Source organism: Flavilitoribacter nigricans DSM 23189 = NBRC 102662 (assembly GCF_002646595.1).
GTDB lineage: Bacteria > Bacteroidota > Bacteroidia > Chitinophagales > Saprospiraceae > Flavilitoribacter > Flavilitoribacter nigricans.
Window position 1 is genome coordinate 273,315 of the sequence record NZ_PDUD01000018.1, and the last position, 13,251, is coordinate 286,565.

12 protein-coding genes and 1 riboswitch are annotated in these 13,251 nt (G+C 51.3%); of the genes, 2 read left to right on the forward strand and 10 right to left on the reverse strand.

All coding sequences use genetic code 11. The features are described 5' to 3' along the window. Positions 1-2: 2 nt before the first annotated feature. The 10 genes from CRP01_RS12130 to CRP01_RS12175 form a co-directional block, all read right to left on the reverse strand. Positions 3-443 carry a hotdog fold thioesterase gene (locus CRP01_RS12130; protein ID WP_170110337.1) on the reverse strand — a complete coding sequence of 147 codons (441 nt, stop codon included), beginning with the start codon at positions 441-443 and terminating at the stop codon, positions 3-5. Next, positions 440-931, reverse strand: coding sequence for a 1,2-phenylacetyl-CoA epoxidase subunit PaaD (gene paaD, locus CRP01_RS12135; RefSeq protein WP_394337761.1), 492 nt, complete (start codon positions 929-931; stop codon positions 440-442). The genes CRP01_RS12130 and paaD overlap by 4 nt, the downstream gene beginning before the upstream one ends. 204 nt (positions 932-1,135) lie before the next feature. Further along, a complete protein-coding gene (gene paaC / locus CRP01_RS12140; RefSeq protein ID WP_099150307.1) occupies positions 1,136-1,894 on the reverse strand; it encodes a 1,2-phenylacetyl-CoA epoxidase subunit PaaC in 759 nt (252 codons plus the stop codon). Beyond that, the gene (paaB, locus tag CRP01_RS12145; protein ID WP_099150308.1) at positions 1,895-2,179 is read right to left on the reverse strand and encodes a 1,2-phenylacetyl-CoA epoxidase subunit PaaB; all 285 of its coding nucleotides are present in this window, start codon (positions 2,177-2,179) and stop codon (positions 1,895-1,897) included. It abuts the gene before it with no gap. Positions 2,180-2,203: 24 nt separating this feature from the next. After that, a complete protein-coding gene (paaA, locus tag CRP01_RS12150; RefSeq protein WP_099150309.1) occupies positions 2,204-3,160 on the reverse strand; it encodes a 1,2-phenylacetyl-CoA epoxidase subunit PaaA in 957 nt (318 codons plus the stop codon). An 81-nt stretch (positions 3,161-3,241) separates the two neighbouring features. Then, entirely contained in the window at positions 3,242-4,321 is a 1,080-nt protein-coding gene (paaE, locus tag CRP01_RS12155; protein WP_099150310.1) for a 1,2-phenylacetyl-CoA epoxidase subunit PaaE, read from the reverse strand. A 62-nt stretch (positions 4,322-4,383) separates the two neighbouring features. Then, complete coding sequence (locus tag CRP01_RS12160; protein WP_170110338.1) at positions 4,384-4,953, reverse strand: TetR/AcrR family transcriptional regulator; 570 nt, start codon at positions 4,951-4,953, stop codon at positions 4,384-4,386. A gap of 118 nt (positions 4,954-5,071) precedes the next feature. Continuing rightward, positions 5,072-6,730 carry a ribonucleoside-diphosphate reductase subunit alpha gene (locus CRP01_RS12165; RefSeq protein ID WP_099150312.1) on the reverse strand — a complete coding sequence of 553 codons (1,659 nt, stop codon included), beginning with the start codon at positions 6,728-6,730 and terminating at the stop codon, positions 5,072-5,074. Positions 6,731-6,822: 92 nt separating this feature from the next. Continuing rightward, positions 6,823-7,803 (reverse strand): ribonucleotide-diphosphate reductase subunit beta, encoded by a 981-nt coding sequence (locus tag CRP01_RS12170; protein ID WP_099150313.1) that lies wholly within the window; start codon positions 7,801-7,803, stop codon positions 6,823-6,825. Positions 7,804-7,924: 121 nt separating this feature from the next. Continuing rightward, a riboswitch (cobalamin riboswitch) is annotated at positions 7,925-8,099 on the reverse strand. Between the two features lie 442 nt (positions 8,100-8,541). After that, positions 8,542-8,958 (reverse strand): hypothetical protein, encoded by a 417-nt coding sequence (locus tag CRP01_RS12175; protein ID WP_099150314.1) that lies wholly within the window; start codon positions 8,956-8,958, stop codon positions 8,542-8,544. Between the two features lie 200 nt (positions 8,959-9,158). Here CRP01_RS12175 and lpdA point away from each other — a divergent pair, with 200 nt between their 5' ends. Then, positions 9,159-10,556, forward strand: a complete 1,398-nt coding sequence (gene lpdA / locus CRP01_RS12180; protein ID WP_099150315.1) for a dihydrolipoyl dehydrogenase — start codon at positions 9,159-9,161, stop codon at positions 10,554-10,556. Positions 10,557-10,835: 279 nt separating this feature from the next. Further along, positions 10,836-13,223, forward strand: a complete 2,388-nt coding sequence (locus CRP01_RS12185; protein WP_222845721.1) for an alpha-L-rhamnosidase-related protein — start codon at positions 10,836-10,838, stop codon at positions 13,221-13,223. Positions 13,224-13,251: the final 28 nt, after the last annotated feature.

A 13,251-nucleotide genomic window follows, 5' to 3' on the forward strand; every position in this document is an offset into this window, starting at 1 on the left:
AGTTATTCACTGCTGCCGGCTTCCTGGTCTAATACGGGAGTACTTTTCCGGTAAACCGTTCCCCGGAAAAAGTAATAGACCTCTCCCCCACCGTTCATGACCCGTACGTCAAAATCTGCGGTTTTGAAACCAACGTGCAGCGCTTTTGCTTCGGCGAACAATTCCTCGCCTTCGCGGGCGGACCGGGCGTAGCTCATACTTCCATTGATAGAGACTGCCACTCTGCCATAAGAATTGGAGGCGAAAGCAAACGCACTGTCGGCAAAGGCAAAAGCCATACCCCCGTGCAGGATACCGTATCCGTTCAGCATTTCGCGTTTGACCGTCATTTTGATCCGGCAAAATCCCTCCGCTATTTCCACGGGTTCGATACCCATCCACTGACTGCAATAGTCGTTTTCCATCATCTTCTCGTAGACCGATCGCGCGAGGGAATTATTCATTTCAGGCATTTGAAGTAATCAAAGGGTTCGAGACAATCGAGACACTGGAATAATGCTTTACAGGCCGTGGATCCGAATTGACTGACGAGTTTGGTATTTTGGGAACCACAATTGGTACATTTGACCACTTTGGATCTTCCCAGCAAGGCCTGTTTGTCGGCGCTTTCTTCCAATGGAGCCGCAATGCCGTAAGCTTCCAGTTTCTGACGGCCGTTTTCCGTGATCCAGTCGGTAGTCCAGGCCGGAGCGAGGATGAGCTCAACATCCGTCGGGTATCCGGCCTGTTCCAGGGTGTATTTGATCTCCATAGCAATGGTATCCATTGCCGGGCAACCCGAATAGGTCGGCGTGATCTTGATGTGTACCTTCTCTTCCTGGATCTCAATATCCCGCACGATCCCCATATCCATGATCGATAATACGGGGATCTCAGGATCGGTGACTTCCACCAGCAGCTTTCTGATATGTGCTTCTTCCTTGGTCAAGATCTGTTGCAAAATGTATTCTTCTGAATTATTTAATTCAAATTCGGTACTTGAATTGAAAAGCGTAGATGGTAGAGCGTAGAGAGACTGCAACCTTTAAAATGAGCGATTTTGCTCCATTTTACAATAGGTAATCCCTCAACCCTCTACTCTATACCCTCTCCCTAAGTTAAATAGCAACTTAGATTATTCAAGCAATTGCAGAGCTTACCAGCTCATATTCGGGTAAGCGCGTTGCATATACTGCAAATCCGAGAGGATATATCCCAGATGCTCGGTGTGGATGCCTTTTTTGCCCCCGGCCTGAAACCAGCTATTTTCGGGGACCTCCAGCGTAGCTTCCCGCAATATTGCGTTGACCCGCTCCCAGTAAAGCGGCCGGATCTGCTCCAGATCAGCACCGATACCCTGCTGTTTCATTTGTTTTTCCAAGGGCGATTCCTGCACGAGTTCTCCGGCGTAGGGCCATAAGTGATCAAGTGCATCCTGCATTCTTCGGTGGCTTTCCGCGGTGCCGTCGCCCAGGCGTTTGACCCATTCCGAAGAAAAGCGGGTGTGGTATTTCACCTCTTTCAGGGATTTATGGGCAATAGCAGCAATTTGCTCGTCCTTACTATCCCGGAGCGCTTCCAGCAGGAGTTGATGGAAGGTATCGAAAAACATTTGCCGGCCGATGACGTGGGCAAAATCAGTATTGGGTTGCTCGGTCAGCAGCACGTTGCGGTGCTCGTGGGCCAGCCTTAAAAAAGCAATATCATCCTCGCTCTTTCCTTCCGCCTGGACTTTGGCTGCATACTGGAAGTAATTTCTGACTTGTCCGAAAAGGTCCAGGGAGATATTGGTCAGTGCAATATCCGTTTCCAGACTGGGGCCGTGGCCGCAGAGTTCGGACAGGCGGTGGCCGAGGATCATCGGACTGTCTCCCAGGAGTAAAAGGTATTGGTATAATGCTTGCTGATCGTTCATCTACATATGCTTTAATTCGTCCGGAAGATCGTAGAAGGTTGGGTGCCGGTAAGCTTTATCCATGGACGGCTCGAACAACTCCCCGCTTTCGTCGGGATTGGAAGCGGTAATGTGTTTGGAGGGAACTACCCAGATGCTAACGCCTTCCTGGCGCCGGGTATAGACATCCCGGGCGTTTTCCATGGCCATTTTCGCGTCGGCGGCGTGCAGGCTGCCGACATGGCGGTGTTCCAGGCCGTTTTTACTTCTGATGAATATTTCCCAGAGGGGCCATTGTTTTTTCATAAAGTCTGTTTTTTTGAATCTGCATTAAACCGCTGCGGAGACGGCGGTGCGTTCCGCTTCTTTTTCGGCGTAAGCCAGGGCCGCCTCGCGTACCCAGGCGCCTTCTTCCCAGGCTTTGCGACGGGCTTCGAGCCGTTCTTTATTGCAGGGACCATTCCCTTTGACTACCCGCCAAAATTCGTCCCAGTCAATCTCACCGAAATCATAATGCCCACGGCTTTCGTTCCATTTCAGGTGCGGATCGGGAATGGTCAGTCCCAATAATTCCGCCTGGGGAACCGTCTGATCGACCATTTGCTGACGCAGTTCATCGTTGGTTTTCAGCTTGATCTTCCATTTCATGGACTGCTCCGTGTGGGTCGATTCGGCATCGGGCGGTCCGAACATCATCAGACAGGGCCACCACCAGCGATCCAGCGCATACTGGGCCATCTGTTTTTGCGCCTCCGTACCCCGGCACAGGGTCAGCATGATCTCAAATCCCTGTCGCTGGTGAAAACTTTCTTCCTTACAGATCCGTACCATGGCGCGAGCGTAGGGGCCAAATGACGTCCGGGTCAGCATCACCTGGTTAATGATGGCCGCTCCGTCTACCAGCCAGCCGATAGCGCCGATATCCGCCCAACTCAAAGTGGGATAATTAAAAATACTGGAATACTTGGCCTTGCCTGCCAGCAGTTGTTCGGTCAGTTCATCCCGCGTGATGCCCAGGGTTTCGGTGGCACTGTATAAATATAGTCCGTGCCCCGCTTCGTCCTGTACCTTGGCCAGCAAAGCCACTTTTCGGCGCAGACTCGGAGCCCGGGTGATCCAGTTACCTTCCGGCAACATCCCCACGATCTCCGAATGGGCGTGCTGGGAGATCTGCCGGATATGGGTTTTCCGGTAGCGATCGGGCATCCAGTCCTTGGGCTCGATCTTCTCTCCCCGGTCAATGCGGTCCTGAAATGATTGTTCTAAATTTTCGAGACTGTTGGACATGGTATTTTATTTCTGTTGTTTGTTGATGGAGTTAGGTGTCAGGTGTCAGATTTCAGGTGTCAGGTTTTATGGGTCAGGGGGTTAGGCGTCGAAATCTACTTTTATTGTATCGCTCATCGGAACGGCCTGACAACTAAGTATATAACCAGCATCTAACTGTTCTTGTTCCAGGGCGTAGTTGACTTCCATATCTACTTCACCTTCCAGTAGTTTGGCCTTGCAGGTGCAGCATACCCCGCCTTTGCAGGCGAAAGGCAGGTCTGCGTTGCGACGCAGGGCGGCGTCCAGAATGGTGCCGGCTCCTTTCGGTGCCCGGAATTTGATCTTTTTACCTCCTTCAATGATCTCTATGGACGACATGGAACCGTCGGTGGGCACCGTACGCCGCTTCTTTTTTTGTCCATTACTTTTGATCCCATCCGTATTGAATAATTCAAAATGGATGTGCTTCGGATCCACCCCGGAAGCCGTCAGGAAATCTTTGATCGCGAAGATCATTTCCGCCGGGCCACAAATGAAGAACTCATCGGTGGCTTCCCGGTCTACGAGTGACCGGAAGATCAATTCTAGTTTTTCGGCATCAATGCGACCGTTAAAGAGCGGCATGTTCCGTTCTTCCTGGGTCAGGAAATGATACACTTCAAAACGGTCCAGGTATTTATTCTTCAGGGATTCGATCTCTTCTTTCAGAATGATGGAGGAAGTAGCCCGGTTAACGTAAAAAAGCTGGAAACTGCTTTGCGGCTCCCGCTGTAGATGGGTCTTGATGATGGAAAGTATCGGGGTAATACCGCTACCGGCGGCAAAAGCGACAAAATGCCGCTGCTGGTCGGGATCGACTTCCACGTAAAATCGGCCGTTAGGTGGCATGATCTCCAGGGTGTCCCCCGCGCGGAGTTGTTCGTTGGCGTAGGTGGAAAAGCTGCCCTGCGGCACTTTCTTGATCGCTACCTTCCACTCGCCGTCCAGCGGGGAGGAACACAGCGAATAGGACCGCCGAACTTCCTGTCCGTCGATCGTGGCCTTCAAAGTGAGGTGTTGTCCTTGTTTATACTGAAAATCGGGCTGCCATTGCTCTTCTACGTCAAAAGAGATCACGGTGCAGTCCGATGTGGTCTTCTCGATCTGCTTGATGCGTACAGGATAGAACTTTTTGGTCATATTGGTCAGGTTCTACTATTACAACAAAACTAACGTTTGTTAGTTTACTATGCAAAAAAATATCAGGCTTTTATTCCACCCAATAAAGTAGCGATCATTTCCTCCTCCAGTTTCTCCGCTGGATAATCGCGGTTCCGGCTGTACCAGGAGTACAACCAGCGCAGCGAGGAAAGCATGGAAAACAGGGCAATATCCGTTGCAAGATCCCGCAGTAATCCCTGCTGCTTTCCCTCGTTGAGAATTTCCTTGAATTCAGCTTCATAACTATCCCGCATACGGCGATACTCCTGCAAATGCGGCTCTTCCAGGTGGATCCACTCACCCGCGATCAGTGCGATCGCATCGGTGTGTTCGATCGTCAGGCGGACGTGCAGCCGGATCAATTGCTCCAACTGCCCTACCGGATCGGCTCCGGAGGTTTTGACGGTTTGCATGCCCTGGGTGAAGAGCCGGGCCATGCGCAGGAGTAAGCTGCTCAGGATCTCCTGTTTCGACTTGAAATGGTTGTAAATACTGGCGGCCTTGATCGATTCGGCTTCGGCAATATCCCGCATGGAGGTGGCCTGGTATCCCCGCTTCCGAAAGAGGCGCGCCGCACAGGCACTGATCGATTCTTTCCTGGATCTGACCATGGTGATTGATGAGCGTTGAGGAATGAGCAATGATGATAATCGATCCAAATTTAATAAAATGGAAGCAATCTCCCATCGGATCATTTATCGTCAACGCTCATTCCTCAGGTCGGCTTCTCTACCCGGCACAACTTACACATTCCCGGAAACGGTTCGCCATCTCCTGGGCTACCGAAGAAGAACGTTGGTAGTACAGGCTCTTAACTCCCAGGCGCCAGGCCTCGATCATCAGAGCGTTTACATCCCGGGCCGGCATCTGCGGCGGAATGTTCAGGTTCAGGGACTGGGACTGGTCAATATGCTTCTGGCGCGTAGCCGCCTGGATGATGATCTCCTGTGGATTGATCTCCCGGAAGGTTTTGAAAACGTCCTTTTCGTGCTCGGTCAGTTCTTCCAGATGCTGCACCGAACCATTTTTCAGTAGAATGGAATTCCAGATATCGTCCGTATCCAATCCTTTTTGTTCGAGCAGTGCTTTCAGGAACTTGTTCTTGCGCATGAAATTGCCCTTCGCCAGGCCTACTTTGTAGTAGTTGCTGCTGTAGGGTTCGATCCCCGGAGAAGTCTGCCCAAGAATAGAGGAAGAGGATGTGGTAGGAGCCACAGCCATCAGGGTGGAATTTCTCCGCCCGTAACCTTTCAGCACTTCCGGCTCACCGTAAGCTTCCGCCAGTTTTTCCGAGGCGCGCGTCGCCTGGGAACGAATGCGGGAAAATGCCTGCGAATTGAAATATTTCGCATCCATACTCTCGAAAGGAATGCTGTTCTTTTGCAGGTAGGCGTGGTAGCCCATTACCCCGAGGCCCAAAGCGCGGTGTCGACTGGCAAAGCGATGCGTCCGTTCCATATAGGGCTGATCCGCCGATTTCCGGATGAACTCTTCCATAACCGCATCGAGGAAATAGATGGCCGTTTCCACTGCATCCGTATCCTTCCAATCGTCGTAGTATTCCAGGTTCATGGAAGACAGGCAGCAGACAAAGCTTTCGTCCTCCGCTACCGGCAGGGCGATCTCCGAGCAGAGGTTCGAATTGTAGATCGTCATTCCTTTATCCTGGTAGACATCTGCCGCTCCTTTATTCGTATTGTCGCTGAAAATCACATACGGCAATCCTTTTTCCTGCCGGCTGTGCAGCACCTTCGCCCAGATATTTCTCTTTTCCTGATCACCGGCGATCATCTCTTCCATCCAGCGGTCGGAAACGGTTACCCCGTAGAAGATATTCTGGATCGCATTACCAATCCCCTTGATCTGCAGAAAATCAGAGATATCCGGGTGCTCGATGTCCATATAGGCCGCAAACGCGCCGCGGCGTACATTGCCCTGACTGACCGTATCGATCATCGCGTCGAACATCTTCAGGAAAGAAACCGGTCCGGAAGACTTTCCATTGTTGCGAATACTAGCTCCCCGCTCGCGCAAATGGCCAAAATAAGCCGAAGTACCGCCGCCCAGTTTGGTCATCATGATACATTCGGACAGGGTCTTGGTGATCCCTTCCATGCTATCTGCAACGTAGGATCCGAAACAACTGATGGGAAATCCGCGATCGGTCCCCATATTGGCCCAGACCGGAGAGGACAGCGACATCCACCCGCGGGCGATCAGTTCTTCGAATTTTGGTTGCAGGTCCGGCCGTTCCAACCTTTTGGCGGCAGCGTTGGTGATCCGGTAGATGGCATCTTCCAATGCTTCTCCGGGTAATAAATAACCCCGCTGGAGTACGGTCATGGACTCGGCGGTGGCCCAGTGGTAGGGAGCTAGCGTATCTGTCATTTAGATTTATTTAGGTCGGCCGTTGACGTAAGGGCCGAAAGTTTATTTATGAGTAGAATCTTTACATCGTTCTTCAGCGGTAGGGCGATAACTCAGAAGAGCGAATCGGCCGTAAAGGACTGGTTGTGCTTGGAATATTCAACCGGGCGTTTGGCGAAGAAATCATCCAGGGTATTGGCGAAAACTTCTTCTTCGAACCAGTTCATTTTCTTCAGTTCCTCCTGATCCACAGTGAAAATGGGTTGCAGGTTAATCTGTTCCAGGCTGGTATTGATGCGGTACTTCATGAAGTTCAGCAGTCTGGCCTTTGGCAGGTGGTCGAGTTCGCCGGCTTCGAAGATCCAGTCCAGGATGCGGCCTTCCTGCTCGATGGAATTCCGGGCGGTGTCGTAGATCACCGACTCGTATTTTTCGCTTAGCCAGCTGGGATTTTCTTTAATGATCTGCTGGAAAATGTAGATGCCGGCATTGGCGTGCAGTTGTTCGTCCTTACTCGTCCAGGCAATGATGTTGCTGGTATTTTTCAGCAACCCACGGAAATGCGTGAACGACAGGATCGTCGCAAATTGGCTGAACAGGGAAACGTTCTCCACCAGAATGGAAAAGGTGATAAGGTTCAGGCCGAAAGCCTGTTCCGGTGATTCTAATTCGACCCCATCGGCGCGGTTACGCAGGAAATTGATCCGCTCCAGGAGCATGCCGGATTGCAGGTTCTTTTCGAATTCGTCCTCCAGGCCCAGCACATTCAGCAGACGGGCGTAGGCTTCGGAGTGCCGGAACTCACATTCGGCAAAGGTACTGCCCAGCCCGTTGAATTCCGGTTTCGGCAAATGTTGGTAGAGATTACCCCAGAAGCTTTTGACGTCCACTTCAACCTGAGCGATGGCCAGCAACGTCCGTTTAATGGCATTTTGCTCCTGCGGATTCAGATCTACCTTAAAATCCTGGATATCTCCGGTAAAATCGACTTCACTGTGCACCCAAAAGGTCTGATTGATCGGATTGATAAAATCCATTACCTCCGGATACTCGAATGGCTTGTAAGCCAGGCGGCGTTCAAATATTCGGCTCATCAGCAAGGTTTTTGTACGATTCAGGAGTGCTCAGGAGATGGGTGTGCACGGCCGGGCCCCAGACAGCAGCTCGGCGGCAGTCACCACGCAACCTTTTTTCCCGAAAGTTCGCAGTTAAACAAATGATCCAATGGCCGGTATTCTGACTTGCTCCCGTTTTCACAACCTTCCCACCCCGTTTCCGAAGCAGTGGTATCTCTGTGAAACCAATCGCAGAGCTTACAGCAGCGGGTACTGTTCAGGATTTACACCTGATTCCCTTTTCCCGGATTATTTCCCTGGTGATGGTAAAGAGGAGGGCGAAATGCGTTATAACTGAATAACAGATCATTAGCTTTATCTCCTTCTGTCTTTTTACAATTTTGTTGAAAGCGAGGGTATAAACCGTAGGATAACCATTGGCCCTGCAAGTTAATTTGCTGTAAAGTAGCTTGCAAAAAATGTTATTAACAATTTGTGGATAACTTCGAATCAAACAAGCACACTGAATTGATATTCAATTAAATAAGTCAAATGTGAAGATTGTCCAAAAATGTGGATTTCGTCAAATTATTGTTGAAAAGCCAAATGCAGGCCTGATTGCCAAATGGTGTCTGGTAAGCGCTGGTAATCAGTAGAATGCAGGTTTGAGGTGGTGGGGAGATGGAGGAGACATGGGGACTTGGAGATAAGGTGATGGGGAGACAAGGGGATGGGGGGATGGGGTGATTTCCGGTCTCCAAGTCAGCCGTTCTTTCTCTAATCGATTCCCTTCCATTTGCGGCCGGTCTCCTCTTCAAATTTATCAAAGCTTACGCGCTGGTATTCGAGTCGCTGCCCGTCGTTGACCAGAGTAAAGTGATCTGCGTCCGATACGCTGAGCGTGCCGATCGCCTTGGGCCGGGACAGAGAATCGTTCTGCAACCAGACGACCAGCTGGTTGTCCTCAATGCGGTAGCCGTAGGGAAAAATATAGCTGCTTCGATCGTACCAATACAGAATGATGGAGTCATTGATCTCGGCGTACATGTCGTTGGACTCGCCGTTTTGCTGGATTTGATGTACCTTCCAGAATCCCTGAACATGCTGGTGCAATGCCGAAGCGGTATCGTTGCCACAGGCGGTCATTCCGGAAAACAACAGGAGCAGTAAGGTGTAGGTCTTGAGTCTTTTCATGAGATACGGAGGTGTTTCCAAATTTCAGTGGGCAAAGATAATATACCGGAAGACCTAATAAAATTATCATAATTGATATCTTTGCCGCGTTTTTCGGCGAACTGTACTGATACTTGACCTGCAGTTTAAAACCAAGAGCCCGAAGGACCTGTTTCCAAAATAGACTAATACTACATTTCCGAACTATTAAAATAAAAGATATGAACTTCGACCTTATTGTTATCGGCAGTGGCCCGGGAGGTTATGTGGCGGCGATTCGAGCAGCTCAACTTGGGATGAAAGTTGGCATCGTAGAGCGGGAATCTCTGGGCGGAATCTGTCTCAACTGGGGTTGTATTCCCACCAAAGCCCTGCTGAAGAGCGCTCAGGTGTTCGAATATATTCAGCACGCAGAAGACTTCGGAATTCAAGTGAAGGATGCCCAACCTGATTTCGATAAAATGATCAGCCGCAGCCGGGGTGTTGCTGACGGCATGAGCAAAGGGATCAGCTTCCTGATGCGGAAGAACAAGATCACCGTAATCGAAGGTACCGGTCGTTTGCTTCGCGGCAAGAAGGTGGAAGTGACCGATAAGGACGGAAAGAAGACGAGCTACGAGGCCAAGCACATTATTCTGGCTACCGGAGGTCGCGCTAAAGAACTACCCAATCTGAAAATCGACGGCAAAAAGATCATCGAATACCGCAAGGCCATGTCCATGGAAAAACAACCTAAGAAAATGGTTGTGGTGGGCGCCGGTGCCATCGGGGTGGAATTTGCCTATTTCTACCACTCTATCGGGACGGAAGTAACTATTGTGGAATTCCTTGAGCAGGGACTGGTACCGCGGGAAGATGCGGATATTTCCAAAGAACTGAGCAAGATCTACAAGAAAAAAGGCATCAATGTACTGGGCAATACTTCCGTTGAAAAAGTAGATACGAGTGGTCGCGGTTGCAAAGTGACCGTGAAGAGTCGCAAAGACGGCAAGACCGAAGAGATCAAGTGTGACGTAGTGCTTTCTGCAGCCGGCGTAACGCCAAACACCGAAGATATCGGACTGGAAGCACTGGGTATCAAAACCGACCGCGGCCTGGTGCTGGTGGACGAGTATTACAACACGAATGTAGCCGGAATTTACGCCATTGGGGATATTATTCCCGGTCCGGCCCTCGCCCACGTGGCCAGTGCGGAGGCGATCCTGTGTGTAGAAAAGATCGCCGGATTGAGCCCGCAGCCGATCGACTACAACAACATTCCATCCTGTACCTACTGTGTGCCGGAAGTTGCCTCCGTTGGTTATACCGAGCAGGCGGCCAAAGATGCCGGTTACGATATTAAAGTCGGAAAATTCCCGTACTCGGCTTCCGGAAAGGCCAGTGCCGCCGGTCACAAAGAAGGTTTCGTGAAAGTGATCTTCGACGCGAAATACGGAGAGTGGCTGGGAGCGCACCTGATCGGCTACAATGTAACGGAAATGATCGCCGAAGTGGTGGTTGCCCGCAAACTGGAAACTACCGGTCACGAGATCGTCAAATCCATACACCCCCACCCCACCATGAGTGAGGCCATTATGGAAGCAGCCGCAGCTGCCTACGATGAAGTAGTGCACTTGTAATGTATACTGCATCCGGCGCGCCGGATGTTGTTCGATATAAATACGATCGGGCCGGGATACTCAATATCCCGGCCTTTTTTGTATCAAAGAGCCGGAGATATGCTTCATCCAGGCCTGCCGGAGAAATAGCCTGCTTCGGATAATTAGGAACACAGTACTCCTCTGCAATTTTTTTTGGCAGCTATTGCTATCTTGCGTTTATTCTTTGTTTATAGAAAATAAACAGTAAAGAAAATTCTAACTGAGTAAAATACTGATATAAAAAACCAACTTGAATATATGAGATGCTTTCTGTCTATACCTCTAGCCCTCCTACTCTTCGGCCTGTGTACACCGGCTTTTAGCCAGGCCGTCAAAAATTTCGAGGCTTCGGAAGAACGGCTGACCTACGGCTGGCCGGCCCAGTGGATCTCCCACCCTACTGCCTCCGCTTATGATTTCGGTGTGTTCCATTTCCGGAAATCCTTCGATCTGGATACCATTCCCCATCAGGTGCTGGTCAACCTTTCCGCCGACAACCGCTACCGGCTCTGGATCAACGGCGCTTTTGTGGTGGCCGGGCCATCCCGGGGAGATATTTTACACTGGCGATTCGAAACGATCGATATTGCACCCTTTTTACGTGCCGGAAAAAATACGATTGCCGCTCAGGTCTGGAATTACGGCCTGGATCGTCCGGTTTTCCAGATCAGTCTGCGGACAGCTTTTTTGCTACAGGCAGAGCATCCTGACTTCCAGTACCTCAATACCGGAAAGGACTGGCTGGTGATCCAGAATCGCTCCTATAAGCCGCTTACCGGGGCGCGCGAACGGCTGAACGCCTATCTGGTCACCGGTCCGCGGCTGGAGATCGACGGAAAAAACCATCCCTGGGGATGGGAGCAACCCGACTATGACGATTCGGCCTGGGTAAACGCCAGGAACATCCGTAACGCCCATCCCCGGGGTAACGGCACGGAATTCACCTGGGAACTGGTTCCCCGGGAAATCCCCCTGATGTACGAAGAAATGGAAGGTCTCATTCAGCAGCGGCGGGATGGAGCGACCATACCTTTCCTGCAGAATGGTTTGATGATCATTCCCGCCGACACCACTATTGAGATATTACTGGATCAGACTTATCTCACCAACGCATATCCCTACCTGCAGGTAAGCCAGGGGGCCGGCAGTAGCATCAAACTGGAATACGCAGAAGCGATGTTTGACGATAAGGGATTGAAGGGTAATCGCAATGAGATCGAGGGAAAAACCGTACAGGGATACTTTGATCGCTTCCTGCCGGACGGCGGGCGTCGGCGATTGTTTACCACTCCCTGGTTCCGGACCTGGCGGTACATCAATATGACGATAACGACTACCGAAAAGCCCTTATTGATCGAAAAATTCTACAGCAAGCGCACCGGCTATCCCTTCGAAGAAAAAGCGGTCTTCCAGTGCGATCAACCTCAGATCAGCGACGTTTGGGATGTGGGCTGGCGTACCGCCGAGCTCTGTGCCGGTGAGACGTACTACGATTGCCCCTATTACGAGCAACTCCAGTATGTGGGTGATACCCGCATTCAGGCGCTGATCTCCCTGTACGTGTCAGGAGACGATCGACTGATGCGCAAAGCGATCCGGACCTACGATGATTCCCGCCTGGCCAACGGACTGACCATGAGTCGGCATCCCGCTTATCTCGGTCAGATCATCCCCCCCTATTCACTGTTCTGGATACACATGGTAAGCGACTACTGGATGCACCGTTCGGATGATGAATTTGTAAAGTCCATGCTTCCCGGAATTCGCACGGTGCTGGAATGGCATCAGGAGCAGATCGATCCGGAAACCCAACTGCTGGGGACGACCAAATTCTGGAATTTCGTCGACTGGACCGATGAATGGCCCTGGGATCCGGTGCGGGATGAAGGTGGCGTTCCACCGACGGACGGAGGCAGCAGTATCCTGAGTTTGCAACTGGCCTACACCCTGCAGGCGGCTATTCCCCTGATGGAGCAGTTCGGTGAAGAGCATTTGGCTGACGAATACCGGGAATGGCTGAGTCGGCTCAAGGCAGCGATCAGGGAACACTGCTGGGATGAAAAACGGCAACTATTTGCCGATACGCCGGACAAAGAGACCTACAGTCAGCACGCCAACATCATGGCTATTCTCAGTAATATGGTTCCGGCCGGTGAGCAGGCCGCTTTACTGGAGCGAAGCATGCAGGAGGAAGATCTGATCCAGGTGACGTTCTACTATCGTTTTTACCTGATGCAGGCCCTTTTTCAGACGGGAATGGGCAACCGCTATTTGCAGGCCCTGCAGCCCTGGTTTGATATGCTCGACCTCGGGCTGACCACCTTTGCCGAAAAACCGGATCCGACCCGCTCGGATTGCCACGCCTGGAGCGCCAGTCCGAATTACGACCTGCTGGCCACGGTGGCCGGCATTCGTCCGGACGGTCCCGGCTTCAAGGAGGTCCTGATCCAGCCATATCCCGGCGATCTGGAACAGTTTACAGCCAGTATGCCTCACCCGGACGGCACGCTCGAAGTAGCTTACCGGAAAGAGAATGGGAAAGATCATTTTACGATTAAACTGCCCGAGGGGATCACCGGCAGATTCGTCTACGATGGGCAGGAAAAGGCACTCAGCGGTAAGGAAACACTGGAATTTGAATTTTAAATACCAAGTGCTACCGGCAGATTCCGCT